The 23542-nt window shown below is 63.2% G+C and carries 15 protein-coding genes and 1 riboswitch; of the genes, 12 read left to right on the forward strand and 3 right to left on the reverse strand.

Features of this window, described 5'->3' with window-relative positions:
• On the reverse strand, nucleotides 1-816 hold the full coding sequence (locus ABB27_RS07130; RefSeq protein WP_083491193.1) for a prepilin-type N-terminal cleavage/methylation domain-containing protein: 816 nt from the start codon (nucleotides 814-816) through the stop codon (nucleotides 1-3).
• 157 nt (nucleotides 817-973) lie between these two features.
• Here ABB27_RS07130 and ggt point away from each other — a divergent pair, with 157 nt between their 5' ends.
• The 9 genes from ggt (at nucleotide 974) to ABB27_RS07175 (ending at nucleotide 16445) form a co-directional block, all read left to right on the forward strand.
• Nucleotides 974-2683 (forward strand): gamma-glutamyltransferase, encoded by a 1710-nt coding sequence (ggt, locus tag ABB27_RS07135; RefSeq protein WP_152984477.1) that lies wholly within the window; start codon nucleotides 974-976, stop codon nucleotides 2681-2683.
• 204 nt (nucleotides 2684-2887) lie between these two features.
• On the forward strand, nucleotides 2888-4030 hold the full coding sequence (locus ABB27_RS07140; RefSeq protein WP_152984478.1) for a YncE family protein: 1143 nt from the start codon (nucleotides 2888-2890) through the stop codon (nucleotides 4028-4030).
• Entirely contained in the window at nucleotides 4018-6390 is a 2373-nt protein-coding gene (locus ABB27_RS07145; RefSeq protein ID WP_057627792.1) for an NHL domain-containing protein, read from the forward strand. The genes ABB27_RS07140 and ABB27_RS07145 overlap by 13 nt, the downstream gene beginning before the upstream one ends.
• Nucleotides 6391-6432: 42 nt before the next feature.
• A riboswitch (TPP riboswitch) is annotated at nucleotides 6433-6534 on the forward strand.
• 110 nt (nucleotides 6535-6644) lie between these two features.
• Nucleotides 6645-8519: a phosphomethylpyrimidine synthase ThiC gene (gene thiC, locus ABB27_RS07150; RefSeq protein ID WP_057627794.1), complete on the forward strand. Its 1875-nt coding sequence runs from the start codon at nucleotides 6645-6647 to the stop codon at nucleotides 8517-8519.
• Nucleotides 8520-8625: 106 nt separating this feature from the next.
• A complete protein-coding gene (locus ABB27_RS07155; protein WP_057627796.1) occupies nucleotides 8626-9216 on the forward strand; it encodes a DUF4136 domain-containing protein in 591 nt (196 codons plus the stop codon).
• Between the two features lie 68 nt (nucleotides 9217-9284).
• Nucleotides 9285-9962: an ion channel gene (locus ABB27_RS07160; protein WP_057627798.1), complete on the forward strand. Its 678-nt coding sequence runs from the start codon at nucleotides 9285-9287 to the stop codon at nucleotides 9960-9962.
• A 240-nt stretch (nucleotides 9963-10202) separates the two neighbouring features.
• Nucleotides 10203-12476, forward strand: coding sequence for a winged helix-turn-helix domain-containing protein (locus ABB27_RS07165; protein ID WP_057627800.1), 2274 nt, complete (start codon nucleotides 10203-10205; stop codon nucleotides 12474-12476).
• Nucleotides 12477-12609: 133 nt separating this feature from the next.
• Nucleotides 12610-13512 carry a helix-turn-helix transcriptional regulator gene (locus tag ABB27_RS07170; protein WP_057627847.1) on the forward strand — a complete coding sequence of 301 codons (903 nt, stop codon included), beginning with the start codon at nucleotides 12610-12612 and terminating at the stop codon, nucleotides 13510-13512.
• Between the two features lie 62 nt (nucleotides 13513-13574).
• A complete protein-coding gene (locus ABB27_RS07175; RefSeq protein ID WP_057627802.1) occupies nucleotides 13575-16445 on the forward strand; it encodes a TonB-dependent receptor domain-containing protein in 2871 nt (956 codons plus the stop codon).
• 337 nt (nucleotides 16446-16782) lie between these two features.
• On the opposite strand, the gene ABB27_RS07180 is transcribed toward ABB27_RS07175, so the two are convergent.
• Nucleotides 16783-17898 carry an HDOD domain-containing protein gene (locus tag ABB27_RS07180; protein ID WP_057627804.1) on the reverse strand — a complete coding sequence of 372 codons (1116 nt, stop codon included), beginning with the start codon at nucleotides 17896-17898 and terminating at the stop codon, nucleotides 16783-16785.
• A gap of 161 nt (nucleotides 17899-18059) precedes the next feature.
• Nucleotides 18060-18605, reverse strand: coding sequence for an inorganic diphosphatase (gene ppa, locus ABB27_RS07185; RefSeq protein WP_057627806.1), 546 nt, complete (start codon nucleotides 18603-18605; stop codon nucleotides 18060-18062).
• A 220-nt stretch (nucleotides 18606-18825) separates the two neighbouring features.
• Here ppa and ABB27_RS07190 point away from each other — a divergent pair, with 220 nt between their 5' ends.
• The 3 genes from ABB27_RS07190 (at nucleotide 18826) to ABB27_RS07200 (ending at nucleotide 23428) form a co-directional block, all read left to right on the forward strand.
• Complete coding sequence (locus tag ABB27_RS07190; RefSeq protein WP_057627809.1) at nucleotides 18826-19326, forward strand: RNA polymerase sigma factor; 501 nt, start codon at nucleotides 18826-18828, stop codon at nucleotides 19324-19326.
• A gap of 88 nt (nucleotides 19327-19414) precedes the next feature.
• Entirely contained in the window at nucleotides 19415-20386 is a 972-nt protein-coding gene (locus ABB27_RS07195; RefSeq protein WP_057627811.1) for a FecR family protein, read from the forward strand.
• A gap of 126 nt (nucleotides 20387-20512) precedes the next feature.
• Nucleotides 20513-23428 carry a TonB-dependent receptor gene (locus ABB27_RS07200; RefSeq protein WP_057627813.1) on the forward strand — a complete coding sequence of 972 codons (2916 nt, stop codon included), beginning with the start codon at nucleotides 20513-20515 and terminating at the stop codon, nucleotides 23426-23428.
• Nucleotides 23429-23542 lie beyond the last annotated feature (114 nt).

Here is a 23542-nt window from a genome sequence, read left to right on the forward strand (position 1 = left end):
TTATTGGTTCATCTTGTAATAGGCCGTCAGGGTCAACACCTGCTCGGTATCGGTGTTGTCGCCGGCTTCAACCGAGGTCTTGGCCAGGCTGCCGCCGGTAGCGTTGGTGTTGTTGCCGGTCCATTCGATGCCGTTGTCGTTGGCGTTGTCGGTAGCCTTCTTGGCGACCACATCAGCCTGACGGAAGGCACCGGATTGCGGATCAGGCTTGCCATCGATCATCTGGTCCAGCGAGCGCGCCAGGTCCGGGGTGAGGCCGGAGAGGATCATCACGTTGCCGGCACCGGAGGCGGTACCCGGTGGGTTCCATTGGAAGCAGATCTGGATTTCCTGCGGGTTGCCGTTGGTATCCAGGTAGACGTAACGGTCTTCAAAGCCTTCACCGCGACCCGGCGGCAGGCTGATGCCCGCGCCGCGCATCATGTCGCGCAGCTTGCTGCCATTGCTGGCCGCGGCGGTGATTGCCGGGGTGGTGCCCTTGGGGGCGGATACGTTGCAGATCGCCCCGGGGCTGGTCTGGCCGGTCATGTCGCCGCCGGAAAGTGAGCCGTTGCTGGATGCATAGTCGGCACCGGCAACCATCAGTCGCGGCGCGGCCTGGTTGTCGCCAACCGGGGCACCAAAACGCTGGTGATAGCTGTTGTACGCCACGACCCATTGATCAACGTACTTCTGCTTGATGCGCGTGTATTCGGCGTTGCGCTGGACGTCACGGCCGATCATCACCGCACCGATGATCACGCCGATGATGACCAGCACCACGGCCATTTCGACCAGAGTGAAGCCGCCCTGGCGGCGCTTGGATCGCATTTGCATTGAATAGCCCCTTGTGGAAGAACCTGCGTGCCCGGCGCGGATCTACAGCGCCGGGTGGTTTGTTTCAGCGGACTAGATACAAGGCCGACGTAAGACGCACGTAAGACGTGCGTAAGAGCCGTGGCTGGTCTATCGTCACGACGTCCCCTTGTTGGCCATGCCCATGCTGCGTACTGCGTTGTTGCTCGCTCTCTCGACGGTGCCGGCGGCGGCGTTTGCCGCAGACCGTGTCACCGGTCACGAATTTGCCACCCGCTCGGAAGTCATCGCGCCGCACGCGATGGCGGCTACCTCGCAGCCGCTGGCCACGCAGATCGCCCTGGACGTGATGAAGCGCGGCGGCTCGGCGGTGGATGCGGCCATCGCCGCCAATGCCGCGCTGGGATTGATGGAACCGACCGGCAACGGTATTGGTGGTGATCTGTTCGCCATCGTCTGGGACCCGGCCACGCATAAGCTGCATGGTTACAACGGCTCCGGGCGCTCACCGCGGTCGCTGAGCCTTGCCGAGTTGCAGCGTCGTGGTTTGAAGGAAATCCCCGCGACCGGGCCGTTGCCGGTATCGGTGCCTGGCGCGGTCGATGGTTGGTTCGCCTTGCACGCGCGGTTCGGCCGCAAGCCGATGGCCGAGAATCTCGCACCGGCCATCGCCTATGCGCGCGAAGGCCATCCAGTGTCCGAGGTGATTGCCTATTACTGGGACAGGTCTGTTCCCAAGCTTTCGCAGTACCCGGGTTTCACCGAGCAGTTCACCATCGACGGGCACGCGCCGCGCAAGGGGCAGATGTGGCGCAACCCGAATCTGGCCAATACCCTGCAACAGATTGCCGACGGCGGCCGCGACGCGTTCTACAAGGGCGATATCGCCCGCGGAATCGGTGCTTACTTCAAGGCCAACGGCGGCTATCTGAGTTACGAGGACATGGCCGCGCATGAAGGTGAGTGGGTGGAGCCGGTCAGCAGCAACTATCGCGGCTACGACGTCTGGGAGTTGCCGCCCAACAGCCAGGGTATCGCCGCGCTGCAGATCCTCAATGTGTTGGAAGGCTACGATTTTTCGAAGATTCCGTTTGGTTCGGCTGAGCACATCCATCTGTTCGCTGAAGCAAAGAAGCTGGCGTTTGCTGACCGCGCCCGTTTCTATGCCGATCCGTCGTTCTCCCCGGCACCGGTACAGCGGCTGATCTCCAAGGAATACGCCGCACAACGCCGCACCCTGATCTCGATGGACAAAGCCCTGAAGGAAGTGCAGCCGGGCACGCCCAGGCAGCTGGAGGAGGGCGACACCATCTATATGACCGTGGCCGACGCCGACGGCATGATGGTGTCGTTGATCCAGTCAAACTACCGCGGCATGGGCAGCGGCATGGCGCCGCCGGGGTTGGGCTTCATCCTGCAGGACCGTGGCGAGATGTTTGTCCTGCAGAAGGACCATCCCAATGGTTATGCGCCGGGCAAGCGGCCGTTCCAGACCATCATCCCGGCCTTCATCACCAAGGACGGCAAGCCGTTCGCCAGCTTTGGCGTGATGGGTGGTGCGATGCAGCCGCAAGGGCATGCGCAGATCGTGATGAACCTGGTCGACTTCGGCATGAACCTGCAGGAGGCCGGTGATGCGCCGCGCATCCAGCATGAAGGCTCGACCGAGCCGACCGGGCAGGCCACCGCGATGAGCGACGGCGGTGAGATCAATCTGGAAACCGGCTTTTCCTATGAAACGGTGCGCAGCCTGATGCGCAAGGGCCACCGGGTGGTGTTTGCCGATGGGCCGTACGGCGGCTACCAGGCCATCATGCGCGATCCGGACAGCGGCGTTTACTACGGCGCCTCGGAAAGCCGCAAGGATGGGCAGGCGGCGGGGTATTGAGACTGCCCGGCGTGGAATTGAACGGGTGGCGCTACGGCAGGCGTCGCTTGCGGTAACAGCGTAGCTATCCATTGGTACTGCGGGCCCGGTCAGCACCCTCTGGGCGACTTGCGGCTAGAATGGCGTCGCCATGGACGGGTGACGATACGCACGACAGTCGCGGATCGACCGGACTTGCACCATTCCCTTAGCCGGAGTCGCGCGATGTCCCACGCTGCATTGATGCCGCGGTTGTGTTTGTTTTCAGCTCTCTGGAGCGTCAGTCTTGCAGCGCAAGCCAGCGAGGCGCTACCGGAGATTCCTGCTGGTACGCGGATAGCCGTGGGGCGAGGCCCTGCGGACATGATTTTTTCCGCCGATGGAAAGAACCTCTATGTCACCGAGAACGATGACAACACGGTTGCCATCATCGACGTGCCGGCGGCGCACGTGCTGCGCAGAATCGGAGACTCCTCGCAATCGCCTGCAGCGGAGGATGGTTGCATGGACAATTTTTGCCGGGGCAAGGGCGCGACAGGTGTTGCGGTCAACCGCGACCAGCAACGCGCCTATGTCAGCTCCTGGGAAATCAATGCACTGACCGCTTTTGACCTGCGCAATGGCCAGGTGCTGTGGTCGACCGCATTGCAGCGTTTTCCGCAGACCGTGCTGTTGACGCCGGACGGAACGCAGGCCTGGACATTCAATCTGGTGGCAAATTCGATCTCGGTAGTGAATGCCGCTACTGGAGCGGCGCTGGGTGAGGTGATCGCGCTGGAAGGCGGCGATGCGCGGTACCTGCCATTTGGCCGGCCTTTGGCGTTTGCGATGGCGCCCGATGGACGCCACGTTTACGCTGGCAGCGTGCACAGCAACAGCATCGATGTGTTTGATGTAGCGAAGCGTTCACGTAGTGCACGTATCGACAGCGGTGAAGCGCCGCATGATCTCGCGGTAGATGCAGTGACAGGGAACGTGGTTGCGCTTTTTTCCGATGGCGTTGTGGAGTACGACCGGCAGAAGCTTGCCCCGCTGCGTGCCTATCGATTCTGCGGGGAGATGACAACCTGGAATATCGCACTAAGTACTGATGGCCGGTCGATGGCACTGACCTTCCCGAAGCAGGCAATTGCCATGGTGGTTGAACGCAACACTGGGCTGCTGACGCATGTTTTCCATACGGATGACTGGCCGTCCAAGGCGGCCTTCTCGCCGGATTCACATCGTCTGGCGGTGCTCAATGCAGGCAAGACACCAACGGTTTCACTGTTGGATGTGCATGCGAGGATGGCGCTGGACCCGCTGCGTTCGCAGATAAGTGAACTGTTTTGCCAGCCGGGTACGGAGAACACGCAATGGATGCGCTGAACATGACGATGCTGCGTTGGCCGACGATGGCTGTGCTTGGCTTGGCAATGACGGTAACGGCGCATGCGAGCCAGCGCCCGGTACTGGAATGGGAAATGGGCGATCCTGGCTCAAGCGGAAATTCGGATGGCGTTGCAACGGAGGCACGCTTCGTCGGTCCGCTCGAACTGTATCGTGACAAGGACGGAGCGTTGCTCATCGTGGACACGGGCGACGATGCTGTGCGGCGACTTGGCCAGGATGGAGTCGTCACAACACTTGTAGGCAGCCGAATTGCGCAAATTGGCGAGGAAGGGGAGGCGGAATCTACTCTTCTTGCCCAGCCGTCGGAGCTGCTGCGTTTGCAGGATGGTCGGTTGCTGGTGATCCAGAAGCGGAAGGGAATGCAAGCACTGGACGCTCGTGGGGTGAGCAAGCCACTTCAATTGAAAATTGGCGCGCCATTCGAGGAGAAGTCGTCATCGGGCAACAGCGCGATGGAGGGCGTTGTTGTCGCTCCGTCGCCTCCTTCATTCCCCTCCCTTCAATCCAGGGAACAAGCTCGCGCCGTTGAGCCTGAGGTAAGGGCCGAGGATTCGCTACCTGAGCCCAAGGGGATGGCGTTGGATGCCAAGGGACGCATCTGGATCGCTGATGGCGGCGGCTTCCGCGAGCGCACCTTGGTAATCGATACGCAGGGCGCAGTACATCACTGGGCCCCTGGGCAGATGATCATGCTGCGCAGAATCGCGACGGGTGCCGATGGCAAGCTTTGGGGTATCAACAACAACAAGGTATTCCGGTTGTATGACGACCGCGCCGAGGTGGTAGGCACGGTGGTTGTTCCGGAGTGGACGCCGCCGGCCGACTATCTCGTGTCAGCACCACGCGCGGGCGCGGTGGCCGCACTGATCGGGCAGGTGCCGTTTGCCGGGCGTGCCGCGCTGCCACCGATGCCCACGCGACCCAAGCAGTCTGAGCCGGCAGACCTCAGGGGCCTGGCCGTGGACCCACAAGGGCGGCCGCTGCTGATCGACCGTCATCGATTGATGCGTCTGGATCCCCGTTCCGGGGAGTTCACGACCTTGTTTGAGTTGCCACCGCGAGAGGATGATCGCGGATACGGTGAAAATCACATCAGCAGCCTGGCCGTCGATGGCAAGGGACGCACCTTGCTCACCATCAATGGCGACGGCGCGATATTCGCCCTGGCAGCGGACGGCAAGCTGGCGCTGGTTGCAGGCCATGCTGCGCCAACACCGTGGTGGCGCGGGGCGGACACGCACAGGCGTACATCCGCAGCGTTACCTGCCCGCTTGGATGACAGCATCGTCATGCTGCCCGACGGGGGCACTCTCTATGTCGCCAAGCTCGATAACGCGCTGATCCACATAGACCGGGAAGGGGTCCCTGCGCTGTGGGCGGGGAGTGATGGAGAGGGCCGCCAGGACGGTCCTCGCCTCGAAGCGCGCTTCAACTCACCCTCTGACCTTGCCAGGGCACAGGATGGGACCGTCTATATCGCCGATAGTGGCAACGCCCGTATTCGCAAGGTGTCGGCCGATGGCCGGGTCGAGACATTGGCAGGGCAGTATTCGGACCCCGCGCGGGAAGATGGCGGCTTCGATCGCGCCGGTTTCTGGGAGCCGGTGCATATCGCGCTGGACGAAGAACGAAACGCACTTTATGTAATGGACGAAACCCCGTATGTGGGGACGGGTGAGGTACGTTTGCGGCGCTTGGACCTGAAGACACGGCAGGTGAGCACGCTTTCATCCGATGCGTATAGGCCGATGCATGTGATTGGTCAATCCGGGGAGCTGGAACTGATCACCGAGTCGCGGCGAACCCTGGCCTACAAGGACATCGCGGTCGGGCCGGGTGGGCAGCTCTATGCCTTGGCCGAGGATGAGGTGTGGCGGATTGACCCGGTCAGTGGGCTGCACCGTCTGGTATTCGTGGTTGGGCCACGGCCGGCCATGGACGCGCATGAGCAGGCCTACGCGCAAGCAAAAAGCAGTGCTGAAAGGGAAGCGTTGCTGCGCGCGCGTTGCAACTGGGTATGGTGCCGCCCCGAGCGCATGGAAGTGGATGCGCAAGGCAATGTCTACCTCAGTGACAAGGGCAGCAACACGGTGGTTCGGATCGGCGCCGATGGTAAAGCGGGGGTGATTGCAGGAGTGCCAGGGCAGTTGGGTAACAAGCCCGGCGCGTTGCCTGGCGGCCTGGACAAGCCAGGTGGGCTGGCATTCTCAGCCGAAGGCGATTTGCTGATCAATGTCAACGAGGCCGGCGTCATGCGCTTGCGCAACCCGGCGCAGGCACCATTCTCTGTGGCTGTACCTACCGTGGGAACATCCCCATTGGCCCAGCCACTCTGACGCAACGTGACTTGGTTTTCATTGATTTTGCGGTTCTAATAGCGCCCGAAGCGGGGGTACCAAGGCCAACGGGCCGCGGTTGAGACATACCCTTCGAACCTGATCCGGTTGATACCGGCGTAGGGAAGCTTCGTGTACCGACCACGTGCCCGCCCGGGCCGTCGTGGCTGGTGTACGCCTTCGCTTCGTTCCGTCATGCAAACTCCTTGCATGGCCTTCGCACCCCGCGTGCGGGTAGACCAGGACGAACGCCAATGAATGCACAGCCCAGCCTGCAGCAACAGGCCCAGCAACTCTCCGAATCCGTAACCCGGCCGATTCCCGGCTCGTGCAAGGTCTTCGTCAGCGGTTCGCGCCCGGACCTGCAGGTGCCGATGCGCGAGATCGCGCAGACCCGCACGCCCACCCTGTTTGGTGGTGAGGAGAACCCGCCGGTCACCGTCTATGACACCTCCGGCCCGTATACCGATCCGCAGGCCAATATCGATCTCGCCGCCGGGCTGGCAGCGGTGCGTGCGCGCTGGATCGAGGAACGTGGTGATACCGAGCAGCTCGCGGGTTTGAGTTCCGACTTCGGCCGTGCCCGCCAGCACGATGCCCGGCTCGATGCGGTGCGCTTCCCGGGGCGCGTGCTGCCGCGCCGCGCCATTGCTGGTGCCAATGTCACCCAGATGCACTACGCGCGTCGCGGCATCGTTACCCCGGAGATGGAATATGTCGCCATCCGCGAGAACCAGCGGCTGGAAGCCGTGCGCGATGCCGGCCTGCTTGCGCAGCATCCGGGGCAAAGCTTTGGTGCCAACATCCAGCAGATCATCACGCCCGAATTCGTGCGTGACGAGATCGCAAGGGGGCGCGCGGTACTGCCGAACAATATCAACCACCCGGAAAGCGAGCCGATGATCATCGGCCGCAACTTCCTCACCAAGATCAACGCCAACATCGGCAACAGCGCGGTGTCTTCCGGTATTGCCGAGGAAGTGGAAAAACTGGTGTGGGCCATCCGCTGGGGCGGTGACACGGTGATGGATCTGTCCACCGGCAAGCACATCCATGAAACCCGCGAATGGATCGTGCGCAACTCGCCGGTACCGATCGGCACCGTGCCGATCTATCAGGCGCTGGAGAAAGTGGATGGCCGCGCCGAGGAGCTGAACTGGGAAATCTTCCGCGACACCCTGATCGAGCAGGCCGAGCAGGGCGTGGACTACTTCACCATCCATGCCGGCGTGCTGCTGCGGCATGTGCCGCTCACCGCCAAGCGCGTTACCGGCATCGTTTCGCGCGGCGGTTCGATCATGGCCAAGTGGTGCCTGGCGCACCATAAGGAAAACTTCCTCTATACGCACTTCGAGGACATCTGCGACATCATGAAGGCCTACGACGTGTCCTTCAGCCTCGGTGACGGGCTGCGCCCGGGCTGCATTGCCGATGCCAACGATGCGGCGCAGTTCGGCGAACTGGAAGCACTTGGCGAGCTGACCAAGATTGCGTGGAAGCACGATGTGCAGACCATCATCGAAGGCCCGGGTCACGTGCCGATGCAGCTGATCAAGCAGAACATGGACAAGCAGCTGCAGGAGTGCGGTGAAGCCCCGTTCTATACCCTGGGGCCGTTGACCACCGATATCGCGCCCGGTTACGACCACATCACCAGTGCGATCGGTGCCGCAATGATCGGCTGGTATGGCACGGCGATGCTTTGTTACGTGACGCCGAAGGAGCACCTCGGCCTGCCCAACCGGCAGGACGTGCGCGACGGCATCATGGCCTACAAGATCGCCGCGCATGCCGCCGATCTGGCCAAGGGCCACCCCGGTGCGCAGGTTCGCGACAACGCATTGAGCAAGGCGCGTTTCGAGTTCCGCTGGGAGGACCAGTTCCACCTTGGCCTGGATCCGGAAAAGGCCAAGGAGTTCCATGATGAAACCCTGCCCAAAGATGCACACAAGTTGGCGCACTTCTGCTCGATGTGCGGCCCGCACTTCTGTTCGATGAAGATCACCCAGGACGTGCGCGAGTACGCGGCAGAGCAGGGCGTGGAGGAAGCGCAGGCGTTGGCAGCAGGCATGGCCGAAAAATCGGCGCAGTTCCGTGAGCAGGGCGCGCAGGTCTACCGCGTCGAGTGAGCCCGCAGTCGGCAGCGGGGCATCCTGCCGGGTGCCCCGCTGGCCAGTTGACGCCGGGACGGGGGCGGACGTGCTAGCTTGCAGCCGTCCACACCAGGGGTATGCCATGAAAACTCGCGTCGTTGCCCGGCTTTTCGTCGTCTCATTGCTGCTCCTGCTGGCTGCCTGCGCCAGCACTCCGCGTGTCGCCAGCCAGGCTGATCCCAGTGCCGACTTTTCGCGTTACCGCAGTTTTGCGTTCTTCAGCCCGCTGGCGCTCGAGCAGCACGGCTATACCACCATCACCAGCAACCGCGTCCGCGCGGCGGTGCGTACGCAGATGGAGGCCCGCGGCTATGTGTTTGATGAAGCAAATCCGGATCTTTGGGTGAACCTCAATGCCTATCTGCAGGACAAGACCCAGATCACCACCATGCCGGAAGTGGATTACGACTATTACTACAGCTACCGCGCGCGCAGCTATGTCGCCGTGCCGTACTGGCGTGATCGCACCGACGTGCGTCAGTACACCGAGGGCACCTTGAATGTTGATGTGGTGGATGCACGGCGGAAGCAGCTGGTCTGGGAAGGCGTCGCCGTCGGCACGGTTGGGCGCATCAAGCCTGAGCAGCGGGGCGAACGGATCGATGCGGCGGTAGCGGCGATCTTCGCCGATTACCCGTACCGGGCCGGCATGTCGGCCCAGCCGCTGCCGTAAGGGCTGCTGCAGCCGGCAACACGCCCGCAACCCACCGCAGCATTGGCCAGTGAGCGAGAAGGAAGCGTATGTATTCGCGCTTGAGATGGATCGTGATGGCGCGCAAGCATCCCTCGGCCTGGTTGCTGGCGGTGCAGTTGCTGGGCGTGCTGTTGTACCCGGCCATGGAACATACCCCGGCCGGGCGCGCCTTGTTCGGCGTGTTCGGCATGGTGGTGCTGGGCCTGGCGGTATGGGTGGTACGGCGCAGCCCGCTGGGCATCTGGCTGGCGTTGACGCTGGCCATTCCGGCGGTGGTGTTCTCCATCGCCGGGGCATTGCTGGAACGCTATTCGCTGATCGCCGTGTCGCAGGCCTTCGAGTGCCTGCTGTACTTCTACACCTCGTGCAGCCTGATCGCCTACATGCTGCAGGACCACAAGGTCACGCGCGATGAGTTGTTCGCCGCTGGTGCCACCTTCACCTTGCTGGCCTGGGCTTTCGCGTTCGCTTATTCAGTCTGTCAGCACTTCTATCCAGGCAGCTTCGTGGCCACCAGTGAGGGCGATTTCCGCAGCTGGGTGGAGCTGCTTTATCTGAGCTTCAGCTTGTTGTCAGGGGTGGGCCTGAGCGATGTCGTGCCGGTGCATCCGCAGGCGCGCGGATTGGTGATGCTGGAGCAGTTTGCAGGCGTTATGTACGTGGCTTTGGTGGTTTCCAGGCTGGTTGGCCTGACCATCTACAAGGCCGGGAAAACTGAACGCTAGATAAAAAAATCGCGCCATACGGCGCGAATCATGTAGCTGATTATGTAATTACGTCGGCGAGAGAGAGCCTGATGTCATCCACGTGCAGGCACGCGGGGAACGCCGTTAGAGTAATATCCATTCCAGATGAAACATTTGCTCTTTGCGTTGATGCCTTTTGCGGAACTTGGCGGCTTGTAGGGCTTCAGCCCGGCGAGCTGGACACAGGATGAGTGTCCGCCAGCGATTTGATTGACCGCGATGGCACCGAATCTCACTGAAAAAACTAGCTCTGACCGACTGCGCGTCGGTGAGTGTCTGGTAGTGCTCTCCTCACGTGAGGTGCATTTGCCAGGGACACGCAAAACTCCGCGGCTCACTCCCAAATCGGTGGGGGTGCTGCTTGCGCTTGCGCGCAAACCCGGTCAAGTCGTCACCCGTGAGGAGTTGTTTGCCGACGTCTGGCCGGACACCATGCCGACCAACGACGTGCTGACCCAGGCCGTTACCCAGTTGCGCAAGGCATTTGCGGCAACCGGCGCGGAGGACGGCGCAAGCTATATCGAAACCATCGCCAAGACCGGCTATCGCCTGCTGGCGCCAGTGGCGTGGGAGGCAAGTGCCGACGCGACAGCTATCGATGCGCCCGATGCGGGCGGAGTTTCCGCGGCGGAGACGGCCATCGCACCCATGCAATTCGGCGTGCGCGGCAAGCACCGCCGGCTGCGTCGTCATGTGCTGCTGGTGCTCGGTATCGTGCTGCTGCTCAGCACCCTGGTGATGGCCTGGTTGCTGTGGGGCCGCGCTGCGCCGGTAGCGCAGGACACAACGGTTGCCGACGGCAATCGCGTATTGGGCAGCCCGGCGCGTCCGTATCGGCTGATCACCGCCACCGAGGATGTGGAGGTCAACCCCTCGCTTTCCCCCGACGGTGCCTTGGTGGTGTTCGCACGTGAGCGCGACAACCGCTCCAGCCTGTGGATACAGAGCGTGGGCAATGCGACTGCCACGCCGCTGCTGGCCACGCCGGCCGGCGCGTCGGACCGCTTCCCGGTGTGGTCGCCCAATGGCCGCAGCGTCGCCTTCGCGCGGTTCCTGGCGCAGGGCGATTGCGAGGTGCTGGTGGTGTCGGCGACAGGTACCGGCCTGCGCCGTGTCACCCGTTGCGATGGCACCGACATGCTGAGCTTTGACTGGGCGCCAGATGGCGGCAGCCTGCTGTTCGGCTCGATGACCGGGCGCTATGCCAGCCGTGGCATCCGCAGCCTGGACCTGGCATCCGGGCGCTGGTCCTCGCTGCAATACGCGATGGGGGCCGACGACTTCGACTATGCACCGCGCTATTCCGCCGACGGCAAGAAGATCGGCTTCGTCCGTAATCCACAGGTAGGCGATATGTGGATGATGGATGCCGATGGCAGCAACGCGCAGCGCTTGACCGACGACGCGGCGGAAATCCGCGGCTGGAGCTGGTTGGGTTCGGACGAGATGGTGTTCGGCCGGCGCATTGACAGCGAATCACGCCTGTACAGGCTGGATGTGGCCACCCGCTTGTTGCGCGACATGGGGATCGACAACGCGCAGAGCCCGGCGGTATCGCGTGGCGGCGGCAACCTGGTGTTCATGCGCAGCCACTTCCAGTCGGGCTTGTTCCGCATCCCGCTGGGCGCGAATGGCGGGCCGCCGCAACGCCTGTTCGCCTCCTCGGCACGTGACGGCCAGCCAATGGTGTCGCCGGATGGTGCGCAGTTGGCGTTCACGTCTGATCGTTCGGGCACGTTCGCGCTGTGGTGGGCACGTTTGAATGAGCCGGCTTCGCTGCAGGTCATAGAAGGAGTGCGACCGGAGGCCCGCCAGCCGATGGACTGGGCTGCTGATGGACGCCGTCTGCTGGTGACCGGGCGAGATGTTGATGGTGCTCCCGGCATTTATGAGGTGGCACCCGAGGAAGGCCATTGGGTGAAGCTGGCGGTACCGGCGGGCGAGCCGCTGCAGGCGGTCTACGGCGCAGCGGCCGATAGCCTGCTGGTGGTGGAGCGGGGCGATGACGAGCGCATGGCGCTGACCCTGTTCGATCGCAGCCAACAACCGTGGAAACGCCTGGCATCGTTGGAAGGCGTGTCGCAGGTGCGCTATGACCGTGCCGGGCAACGCATCCTGTTCACCCGCCTGGCCAGCGGTGGGCTGTGGCAGGCGGCGCCGGATCTGGCGGCGGACAGCGTGAAGCTGGTGCATGCCGAGATGCCCAGTCGCTGGCGTTACCGCACCTGGGCAGTAGCGGCCAATGGTGCCGTGGAGTACCAGGACATCAGCCGCGAGTGCAGTAGCCGGCTCACCGCGATTGCCGGTGACGGCAGCAGTCAGTGCCTGGACGCAACACGCTTCAGCGCTGGCAATGGGTTGAGCCTGGCGCCGGATGGCAGTGCGGTTTTCATTGCCTTGGCGCTCACCGATAGCGCCGATATCGGAATGATGCGGATTCCCCAGCGCGCACCGCGGCGGGTGATGGGTCTGGCTAAGTGGTTGTTGCCATAAGGAAATTTTTCTTCGGAAATTTTTCGTAGGCTCTATCGTGAAGAATTCGGAGCATTCTCGCCGGACTTTCCTGACCATCGCCGCCAAAGTTGGCAAAACGTTCGCCCAATGAAGGCAAACGATGGTGTGCGACATGCGGCAGGTTTCGTGGGTGGATCGGGGTCAGTCGGTTTCGTTCGAAAAGCAGGCAGAGGATGGCCCGCGTCCGGCCTGTGTCGGCGTAGCTCGGCTGGGCAGCCTGCAGACCTCTGGCACTGTATTCACGGTATGGCTGCAGCTGCGTGGCACCGCCTGGGTGGAATCCAAGGAGGGCAAGTTCCGCCTGCGCCAGCGCGAGTGGATTGCTTTTGAAAAGGAATCGCGTCCGCTGATCCAGGCTGGCCGTGATGGCATGTGCATTGGTATCAGCCTGGATGCCGATGCCCTGCGCATGTTGGGCACCTTGGCCGACAGCAGCGTCTATACCGGACGTGGCCGCATGAGCCTGGGCGAGGCGCGGCTGGCGCTGCGCTTGTGGCGCGAAGCACAGGCGCCGGGTGCCACCATCCATCAGCTGCGGCCCTTGTTGCTGCATCTGGCCTCCCTGCAGCGCGATCTGGCCGGCACCGTGCAGCGCTGCCCGGGCCGCTCGCGCATCCGCAAGCGCCAGGTATTTGGCCGCATGCAGCGTGCGCGCATGTATCTGGAAGGCAACAGCCATCGCGTCGTGCGTATTGGTGAACTTGCCGAGCTGACCAATTTCTCCAGCTGGTATCTGTCCAAGACCTTCCAGGCATTGTATGAAGAAAGCCCGCAATCGCTGTCGGCGCGCCTGCGCCTGGAACGTGCAGCGATGCTGTTGTGCGATACCGACATGATGATCGGTGAAGTGGCCTCTGCCAGCGGATTTGATAACTGTTGCAGCTTTGCGCGCGCTTTTCGTGCACGTTTCGGTGCATCGGCAACGCAGTACCGCGAGATGCCAATTGCGTTGAGGCCAGATTCGGCAAAGTTTAAGGATGGCTTGAGCAAAACCAAGGCGGCAGTACGAACGTAACGTTCAGGGGTGTTTAACACACCGCTAACTTTGTCGTTTGTTTTAGCTCTTTGGAGAGATTGATGAAGCTTCGTAATTCTGCAGTGCGGTTGGGCTTGCTCCCGGCCGGCATTGCTATTGCCTTGACCCCCTCTTTTGCTTCGGCGCAGGAAGCTGCTGCCGGTGCCACCACCCTTGATCGCCTGGAAGTCACCGGCTCGCGTATCCGCGGCGCTGACATGGAAACCCAGCAGCCGGTCGTCACGCTGACCCGCGAAGCACTGGAAAAGCAGGGCTTCACCTCGGTTGCTGACGTTCTGCAGAACCTGACTTCGGCCGGTTCCCCGGCCATCTCGCGTTCCGAGTCGCTGTCTTCTGGCGAGAACGTGGGCGGTTACTACGTCGACATCCGTAACCTGGGCGCGCAGCGCACGCTGGTGCTGATGAACGGCAAGCGCCTGGGCGCCACCACTGCCGGTATGCAGGATCTGAGCCAGATTCCGATGGGCGCGGTTGAGCGCATCGAAATCCTGAAGGATGGCGCCTCGGCCATCTACGGTTCGGACGCTATCGCTGCTGTGGTCAACGTGATCACCCGCAAGCGCTTTGACGGCGGCGAAGCTTCTGCCTATGTCGGCCAGTACGGCGAAGGCGACGGCGAGACCACCCAGTACTCGATGACCCTCGGTACGCAGGGCGAGCGCGGTGGCATCACCATGGCGGCTGAGTACTACAAGGCCAAGCCGGTGTGGGCCAAGGACCGTGACTTCAGTGCTTACGGCAACTCCGGCCCGGCTTACCCGGGTGCTGGCGCCAGCGCCATCAATGAAAAGGGCTCGTTCTGCGACCCGTGCGCTACCCCGGGTATCAAGAAGGGTGAGCCGGGCTACGTCTCCAACGACGACGTGCTGTGGTACACCCTGAAGGACGGCGGCAACCCCTCCAACCGTGGCGACTACCGCCTGCAGACCGCTGCTGACTCGGTCAATGCCAACCAGCAGATGGGCGTGCAGACCGGTATCGAGCGCAAGTCGCTGTATGTCAACAGCAACTACGATCTGACCGACACGATCACCTTCAACGCGGACGTGATCTACAACGAGCGCACCACCGATCAGCAGATCGCTGGCTACCCGTACCAGGCTACCGCGATGGGCACCCCGCTGTCGGCTGACAGCGTGTTCAACCCGAACGCCACGGATACCACCTTCCGTCGCCGTCTGTGGGAAGTGCCGCGCACCACCGAAAGCAAGCTGAAGACCCTGCGCTTTGCCCCGAGCATCGAAGGTTACTTCGAGTTCGCTGGCAAGACCTTCGATTGGGACGTCGGCGCGCTGTGGAACCGTAACGAATCCACCAAGACCGGTCACGGCGACATGAGCCTGATCGCTTCCGAGCAGGCCTTGGGTGCTTCGTTCATCAACAAGGACGGCGTGGCTCAGTGCGGTACCGCTGCCAACCCGGTTGCACTGTCTGATTGCCGTCCGTGGAACCCGCTGCTGCCGTACGGCGTGGCTGGCCAGGGCTCGCTGGCAGATGCTGCCACGCAGGCTTTCCTGTTCCCGCAGTTCACCAACACCGGCCTGACCAAGACCACCAGCTTCACCGCCAACATCGCAGGTTCGGTTCTGACCCTGCCGGCCGGTGACCTGGGTGTCGCGATGGGCGTTGAGCACCGCGAAGAGCAGGGCCGCTATGTGCCGGACGCGTTCGCGCAGTCGGGCATGAGCACCGGCCTGGCTTCGACCACCACCTCGGGCAAGTACGAGCTGGACGAAGTCTACCTGGAGCTGAACATCCCGGTCCTGAGCGACATGCCGTTCGCCAAGGAACTGAGCTTCAACATCGCCAGCCGTTACTCGGACTACAGCAACTTCGGTGACACCATCAACTCGAAGTTCGGCTTCGTGTGGCGTCCGATGAGCGAGCTGCTGGTTCGTGGTACCTACGCTGAAGGCTTCCGTGCCCCGACGATCGACGATCTGTACGGCGGCATCAACAGCAGCTTCGAGACCTACACCGATCCGTGCGGCATTGGCGCCACCAACAGCGTCAATGGCAATGCTGCCTGTAACAACGCAGGCGTTCCGCTGGGCTACACCCAGCTGGACCAGAGCATGAAGCCGTGCACCTCGTACCCGTGCGCTACCCCGGACCAGTTCGTCTCCGGTGCCAACGCCAACCTGACCCCGGAAACCTCCAAGAGCAAGACCGTTGGTCTGGTGTGGAGCCCGCGTTGGGTGCAGGGCCTGGACATCTCGCTGGATTGGTACCGCTACGAGATCAGCGACATGATCATCAGCGACAGCGTGGACCGCATCCTGCGTGATTGCTACGTGCTGGGTAACGCCGCTCGTTGCGACGGTATCACCCGCGCCTCTGATGGCCACATCAGCGCCATGACCTATGGCCTGGCCAACCTGGGCGAGATGAAGACCGAAGGTTACGACCTGGGCGTCAAGTACCGCCTGCCGGAACTGGCAATCGGTCAGTTCAACATCGATTGGCAGACCAGCTACCTGTCCAGCTACGACGAGCAGGGTCAGAACGGCAAGGGTGACAACATCACCATCGGCCGCGTTGGCGAAGCCGGTCTGTTCCGCGTGCGTTCCAACGTGGGCGTGAACTGGTCGAAGGGTGACTTCGGCGTCTCCTACACCGCCCGTTACTACTCGGGTATGAAGGAAAGCTGCGTCACCAACCGTCCTTGCACCGAGCCGGATCACATGGCAAACGGCGAAGGCGATGCCATCCGCAAGACCGGTTCCAACACCTTCCACGACATGCAGGTCAGCTGGAAGGCGCCGTGGGATGCAACCGTGGCCGTCGGTGCGAACAACCTGTTCAACCACCAGGGTCCGATCATGTTCTCGGCACCGAACTCGAGCTTCCCGTACTACGGTGGCTTCGACATCGGTCGCTTCCTGTACATGAAGTACACCCAGCGCTTCTGATCCATCGAAGCACTGTGATGCATGACAAAGGGTGGGCCGCAAGGCCCACCCTTTTTCTTTGCGTGGATTACTTGAAACCGCGAATACATCGCGACCGGTGTGCAATCTTCCGCAATGCCGGCCAATCCGTAGCCCGGGTAAGCGAAGCGCACCCGGGGCCAAGCAGGACCAAGCAAGGCATTCGTAGCCCGGGTAAGCGCAGCGCACCCGGGACAGGCAGGGCCAAAAAAGCATCAGCCTACGCAATGCCACCCGCGTTCAATCCCCGCAAACAACAACGGCCGCATCCGCGGCCGTTGTCATTCAATCCTTGTCCCGCAGTTGCTGCAGGTCAGGCTCAGGCGTCGACGCTCAAGCCCATCATTTCATCGGCTATCGCGCGCCACTGCTCCAGCTTCGGCAGCACGCCGACGTGGGCCAGGTACTGCTCATCCACCTCGCTGCCGGCGGCAAGTGCAGTCGCGACATGGACGGCACCGGCCACCCAGAAGCTGCGCACATTGGAACGGCCCGGCTGCAGCTGGAAGGCGACGGCTTCGATGATCGGCATCGGCAGGCCCCACAGGCCCATCAGATAGGCGCCGGCTTCGGCGTGGCCAGGACGGGTTTCTTCAGCGTCGGCAGGCAGGCGCTCGTCGCGCACGCCGGGCAGCAGCAGGCCGATGTCGGCCAGCAGCGCCGCCGTGGAGCCCAGCTCCGCGCTGGCGGCCGGCAACATCTTGGCTGCCAGGCGCGAGGCCAGCAGCGCGCGCGACTGCATCGCGTTGCGGTCCGGCCCAGACATGCCCGGCAGCGCGAACACCTCGCTGGCCAGCACCAGGTCGCGCAGCGTTGCCATGCCCAGCCGGGTCACCGCACCGCGCAGGTCGGAGATCGCGCGGCCGTTGTTGAAGAACGCCGAATTGGACAGCTGCAACACCTTGGCGGCGATGGCCGGGTCGGCGGCAACAAGCTTGGCGACTTCCGCCGCGTTGCTTTCCTCGTCATCTTCCAGCGCATGCATCAGGCTCAGATACAGGTGCGGCGGCGAGGGCAGCTTCTCGATGCGGCCGATGGACTGGCGCAGGCGCGGGCTGTCCAGCAGCTCGCGCAGCTCTTCCAGGCTGGTCAGCGCCTCGAGCAGCACTTCCGGCGGCAGCGGCAGCGGCAGGAAACGATGGGCCACGCCAATGATCCGCGCCGAAGGCACGCGCTGGCTGTTGTCGCCATCGATCAGGGCGATACGGATGGTTTCCGGGCGCAGGGTCCGGATCTGGCCGAGCAGGGTGGCCGGGGCCAGGTCGGGCAGCACCGGGGCGACGATGACCGCATCGATCGTGGCGGAGGAAACCGCAACGATGGCGGCGCTGCCGTCCGGGACCGACTCTACTTCCCACTCGTCGCCGAGATCGCCGATGTACTCAAGCAGCTCGGCCGACAGGCTGGCTTCGCCGCCGACTAACAGGATTCGCAAGACACTTCCCCTTGGACAAAACGCAAAATCCGAACAAAAAACAGGCCGGAAACCGGCCTGTCAATGTAGCTGCTCGCTGGCAAAGGGTCATGCCCTCTGCAAGGAAAACGTGATGGTTGTCGCTGCGCGGGGCCTGGTATTACGACCTCGCGCAGGGCAAATCAGACGTCCTGTTCCTGGGTGGCGAGGTAGCTCTTGTGAGCTTCGACCAGGATGCGCTTGGCTTCAGCAGCGTCGCCCCAGCCTTCGATCTTGACCCACTTGCCCTTCTCCAGATCCTTGTAATGCTCGAAGAAGTGGCCAATACGCTCCAGCCAGTGGCTGGAAACCTGGGCGATATCTTCGACATGGGCGTAGCCGCTGAAGATCTTGGCGACCGGCACAGCCAGGATCTTCTCGTCGCTACCGGCCTCGTCGCTCATCTTCAGCACGCCGACCGGACGGCAGCGCACCACCGAGCCCGGGACCAGCGGCAGCGGCAGCACCACCAGCACGTCGGCCGGGTCGCCGTCGCCGCACAGGGTCTGCGGCACGAAGCCGTAGTTGCAGGGGTAGCGCATCGGGGTGGACAGGATGCGGTCGACGAACATCGCGCCGCTTTCCTTGTCCATTTCGTACTTCACCGGCTCCGAATCCTTCGGGATCTCGACGATGACGTTGATTTCTTCCGGCGGGTTCTTGCCCGGCGAGACCAGTTTCAGGCCCATTGCGCTGACTCCGAATCGTTGTTGGTTGAAAAAGAGCTCCATTCTACGCCCACGACTATTGCGGCGCACCAAACCTCGGTGGGCGCCCTGGCCGGCAGCGTTCAGCGTCGCGGGAGCGCATCGCCACGAAATACACATGAGAATCATTATCGTTGGAGGTGTATCCTTGCCGGCCCACGACAATCCCGCGCGGGCGGCCTGCCGCGCCTGCACAGCCTCCATGTCCAGCAATGCCACCACGTTGACCGAACTGCTGATCCGCGAACGCCCGGCGCTGCTGCGTCTTGTGCGGCAGATCCTCGGCAGCGACGGCGGCGCCGACGACGTCATCCAGGGGGTGTGGTTCAAGGTCCGTGGGGTTGGCAATGAGCCGGTGATCGGCAATCCGCGCGCCTACCTGTACCGGTTGGCGACCAATCTGGCCACCGACCATGGCCGTGAGCGCACGCGCCGGTTGCGCCTGCAGGCCGAAAATTACCTGTGGGGGCCGGACGAGGTGCTGTCCACCGAGGAGCAGGTGATGGCGCAGGACGAATTGACGCGGGTACTGGAGGCGGCCGGGCATCTGCCGGAGCCGACCCGCAGCATGTTCCGCCTCAACCGCCTGCAGGGGCTGACCCAGCCGGAAGTGGCGCGGCGCATGGGGGTATCGGTGACCACGGTCGAAAATCATCTGCGGCTGGCCCTGCAGCGCCTGGCCTGGGCGCGCGGTGGCGGCTAGCGCTGCAGCTTTCCTTGGGGATACGGCGGCGCCAATCGTCTTGTATTTCGTCCCTACCTGTCCTTGCCGCCATCACCTGAGCCAGCCCATGCGCCCGCCGTCATCTTCCGTCCCACCCGAAACTCCCGTTGCGCAGCAGGCGCGCGACTGGCTGCTGCGGCTGGCATCGGGAGCCATGGGCGAGCCCGACATGCAGGCCTTCGAGCAGTGGTTGCTGCTGCCCGGGCACCGGCACGCGTTTGAGCGGCAGCGCGTGCTTTGGCGCAGCCTCGGCGCCCGCCCGCAGACAAGCGTGGTGCTGCAGCAGCCTGTACGGCGCACGCAGCGGCGCTGGTCGGCAGCGGTGGCGGTACTGATGCTGTTCTGCGCGGTGATGTCCGCACCGGAACTTGCATTGCGTCTGCGCGCCGACCATCGCGCGGGTGTGGCCATCCGTCATGTCAGCCTGCCTGACGGTTCGACTGCAGTGCTGGATGCCGGTGCCGCCATTGCCGTGCATTACGGCCAGGCCACGCGGCGTATCGAACTGCTGCGTGGGCGCGCCTGGTTCGAGGTCGTGCCGCAAGCCGGCGCGCCATTCCGCATCACCGTCGGTGAGGGTGTGGTGGAAGACATCTCCACCGCATTCGTGGTCAGCCGGGAGGGTGATCGCGTCGATACTGCAGTGGAGCAGGGCCGTGTGCGGGTTGCGGCGCGTCCGGACCAGGGCTGGATGTACCTGCAGGCTGGGCAGGCTGCGGCTTGGAGCAAGCGCGGCGTTGCCGAACGCGGTGCGTCACTGGCGCCTGATCATGTCGCGGCATGGCGACGTGGCGAACTGCTGCTGGAAAACGCAGCTGTGACGCAGGTGCTATCCGAATTGCAGCGCTACCGTCCGGGCCACGTGTTTGTGCGCGGCGATCTATCGGCATTGCCGCCGATCAATGCCGCGCTGCGCCTGGATCAATCTGAGCAGGCGCTGGATGCGCTGGCTGCGGGCAGTGGCCTGAGCGTGACGCGACTGCCGTTCGGCATCGCCATCGTGCAGGCGCAAGAAGACGCGCTGCCAGCGCGTCGCTAGCTGAGAAGGACGATTGGTCTTGGGGTTTTGCCTGGCTCATTCGTCTCAACCCCGACCGTACCTCAGCCGCCGCCACGTACGTCGAACCTCCGCCGCCTGATTGCGGCTTCGACAACAGGATTTTCAATGCCCAGTTCTTTCCGCGCCGGCACACGCCTGCGTCTTTCCCGCCTGCACGTTGCAATGCTGGCCGCCGGCCTGGCAGTGCTGACGCCAGCCATCCCGGCAATGGCGCAGGCCACGGTTGCCAGCGCCAACGTGCAGTTCGATATCCCCGCGCAGCCGCTGGCCGCAGCCCTGGGCCAGTACATGCGCCAGTCGGGCGTGCAGGTGGCCTATGCGGCAGCCTTGGCCGAGGGGGCGACCTCCACGCCGGTATCCGGCCAGTTGCCACCGGCGACGGCGCTGCAGCAGTTGCTGCGTGGCACCGGCCTGGCTGCGCACCGTAGCGGCAATGGCGCTGTGGCTCTTGAGAAGCTGCCGGCAAGCGCCAACGCGGACGACCTGGTCGTCACCGGCACGCTGAGCGTGGCCGGCGACCAGCGCGGGGGCGACGGCGTAGGCAATGATGCCGCGCGGCTGCTCGATACCTATCGCAGCACCGGTTCCAGCAACTACATCCCGCAGCAGACCATCGAGCGTTTCCGCGGCACCTCCACCGCCGACATCATCAAGGGTGTGGCCGGTGTTACCGCCGGCGACCCGCGCGTGGGCAATGCGCTGGATGTGAACATCCGCGGTATTCAGGGCCAGAGCCGCATTCCGGTGATCATCGATGGTGGCCAGTCGACCATGGACACCTACCGTGGCTATGCGGGGCAGTCGCAGCGCACCTATCTCGATCCGGACCTGATCTCCAACATCACCATCACCAAGGGGCCGAGCCTGCAGGCCAACGCCTCCGGTGGCATTGGTGGCGTGGTCGAGATGGAGACCTTGAAGGTGGACGACGTGCTGCGCGAGGGCCGCGACAGTGGCATCCGCGTGCGCACCGGCCTGGCCAATAACAGCGCCAACAACGTGCCCGGGTACAGTGCTGCGCCGCGTACCGACCGCAACGCCACCGGCAACCAGTTCGCCAACGTGGCCGTGGCCCAGCGCTGGGACCGCTTCGATCTGGTCGCCGCCTATGCCTGGCGCGATACCGGCAACTACTTTGGCGGCAAGCACGGCTATGACGATTTCCCGCAGACCCGGCGCACGCTGGCACCGTTGAACCCACCGCGCACCGAAGTATTCAATACCTCCTCGCGTTCGGAGTCCGCGCTGCTGAAGGGTACCTGGCGCATCGACGATGCACAGACGCTGGAGCTGGGCTACCGTCGCTACGAAGGCACGGCCGGCGAGATCATGGCCTCGCAGATCATCCGCGTTGACCGTGACCGCGTACCACAATGGGACCCGGGCCATGTTGACATGGACAGCTACAGCCTGCGCTATCGCTTCAACCCGGACAGCGCGCTTGTCGACCTGCGCGCAAACGCCTGGTACACCGATGTCGAAAGCATGATGTACAACAGCCTGACCGGTATTACTCCGTGGTATTTCGACCGCCGCACCGAGTGGTACGACGCGCCCAGCTTCAGCGGCAATCCCGGTTACAAGGATGCATACGCCAATCCGCTCAAGCAGAAGCGCTTCGGCCTGGACATCAGCAATACCTCGCTGCTGGAAACCAGCGCCGGCCTGTTCACCTTCGACTACGGCCTGTCGCTCAGCGATGAGGATATCCGCCCGAATGCGCCGGTGATGCACGACGATCTGGTCAACAACCGCTTCCTGCGCAATGCCGAACGCAAGGAATACAGCGCGGTCGCATCGATCAAGTGGGAGCCCGATGAACATTGGGAGTTCATGGCCGGTGGCCGCTGGAACCGGGTCAACGTGCACGACCGCAATCGCCTGGCCACCGAAGATCGCTTCGAGGCATCCGGGCAGTACCGCTATACCCAGCTGCTTGATGGCAATCCGAACCTGCCGTCGTGGCGCGCCAAACGCATCGCCATGCTGAACTGGTATCCCGATGCCAACGGCAATTTCACCGAAGCCTCGCTGCTGGCCTCACCGTACAAGAAGGGCACGGTGGCCGACATCGATGGCTGGAACTTCTACGATGCCGATGACGCTGAGGATCTGATGGTGCCGGTGAGCTGGACCTGGTCCAAGCCGATCAAGCGCCGCGACAGCGGGTTCTCGCCCAGCGCCAGCGTCACCTATCGCTTCGATGACGACAGCATGGTCTACGTGAAGTATGCCGAAGGCACCAAACTGCCCAGTCTGTTCGAAACCACGCTGGGCCTGTTCACCGCCGCCAAGCCGGTGGGTGAGTTGAAGCCGGAGCGTGCCGGTAGCTGGGAAATCGGCGCCAGCACCATCAAGCGTGACCTGTTCGCCAATGGCGACCAGCTGGCAGTGAAGCTGGCCTACTTCGATACCCGCGTGGACGACCTGATCACCCGCGACTACCGCACGCTGTCAGCGGGGCTGATCCGCAACGTGGACCGCTTCAAGGTCTCGGGCATGGAGTTCCAGTCCAACTACGATGCAGGCAAGGTGTTCGCCGATCTGTCCGCGCACTACTACTTCAAGGCCAAGACCTGTGCGCCGGACATTGCCGCAGAGCGGCGCGAGTACGGCATCAAGCGCAACATCGAGGAGTTGAAGAACACCCCGAACTGCGTGGATGGTGGCTTCGAAGGTTCCTATAGCAACACCCAGAACCCGCCGCGCTACACGGTCAATGTGACGTTGGGCTCGCGCCTGTTCGACCAACGGCTGAGCTTCGGTACCCGCGTGGTGCACAACGCCGGCCCGATCAGCAAGCTGGACAAGGAGTGGAACGTGGGTCTGTCGGCGATCCAGCAGCTGTATCGCCCAGCGACCATCGTCGACCTGTTTGCCAGCTGGTCGTTCAACGCGCAGTGGGCGGTGGATGTGAACCTGGACAACGCCACCGACCGTTATTACCTGGACCCGCTTGCGCTGGGTATCTTGCCGGCACCGGGCCGTACCGCGCGCATGTCGCTGACGTTCCGCTATTGATGGATAGGGACTGATCGAAGTGCAAGCTAATCCCGGCGCACGCGCCGGGATTGCCGGTTGCAGCGCATCGTGCAGTCCACTTGGGGGAACGCCCCCGGCAAACGTCTCAATCAG

This window comes from Stenotrophomonas terrae, assembly GCF_001431465.1.
GTDB lineage: Bacteria > Pseudomonadota > Gammaproteobacteria > Xanthomonadales > Xanthomonadaceae > Stenotrophomonas > Stenotrophomonas terrae.

Excerpts from the sequence above, each read along its gene's own strand:
- ABB27_RS07130 (WP_083491193.1), bottom strand. The coding sequence starts at position 816 with ATGCAAATGCGATCCAAGCGCCGCCAGGGCGGCTTCACTCTGGTCGAA.
- ggt (WP_152984477.1), top strand. The coding sequence starts at position 974 with ATGCCCATGCTGCGTACTGCGTTGTTGCTCGCTCTCTCGACGGTGCCG.
- ABB27_RS07140 (WP_152984478.1), top strand. The coding sequence starts at position 2,888 with ATGTCCCACGCTGCATTGATGCCGCGGTTGTGTTTGTTTTCAGCTCTC.
- ABB27_RS07145 (WP_057627792.1), top strand. The coding sequence starts at position 4,018 with ATGGATGCGCTGAACATGACGATGCTGCGTTGGCCGACGATGGCTGTG.
- thiC (WP_057627794.1), top strand. The coding sequence starts at position 6,645 with ATGAATGCACAGCCCAGCCTGCAGCAACAGGCCCAGCAACTCTCCGAA.
- ABB27_RS07155 (WP_057627796.1), top strand. The coding sequence starts at position 8,626 with ATGAAAACTCGCGTCGTTGCCCGGCTTTTCGTCGTCTCATTGCTGCTC.
- ABB27_RS07160 (WP_057627798.1), top strand. The coding sequence starts at position 9,285 with ATGTATTCGCGCTTGAGATGGATCGTGATGGCGCGCAAGCATCCCTCG.
- ABB27_RS07165 (WP_057627800.1), top strand. The coding sequence starts at position 10,203 with ATGGCACCGAATCTCACTGAAAAAACTAGCTCTGACCGACTGCGCGTC.
- ABB27_RS07170 (WP_057627847.1), top strand. The coding sequence starts at position 12,610 with ATGCGGCAGGTTTCGTGGGTGGATCGGGGTCAGTCGGTTTCGTTCGAA.
- ABB27_RS07175 (WP_057627802.1), top strand. The coding sequence starts at position 13,575 with ATGAAGCTTCGTAATTCTGCAGTGCGGTTGGGCTTGCTCCCGGCCGGC.
- ppa (WP_057627806.1), bottom strand. The coding sequence starts at position 18,605 with ATGGGCCTGAAACTGGTCTCGCCGGGCAAGAACCCGCCGGAAGAAATC.
- ABB27_RS07190 (WP_057627809.1), top strand. The coding sequence starts at position 18,826 with ATGTCCAGCAATGCCACCACGTTGACCGAACTGCTGATCCGCGAACGC.
- ABB27_RS07195 (WP_057627811.1), top strand. The coding sequence starts at position 19,415 with ATGCGCCCGCCGTCATCTTCCGTCCCACCCGAAACTCCCGTTGCGCAG.
- ABB27_RS07200 (WP_057627813.1), top strand. The coding sequence starts at position 20,513 with ATGCCCAGTTCTTTCCGCGCCGGCACACGCCTGCGTCTTTCCCGCCTG.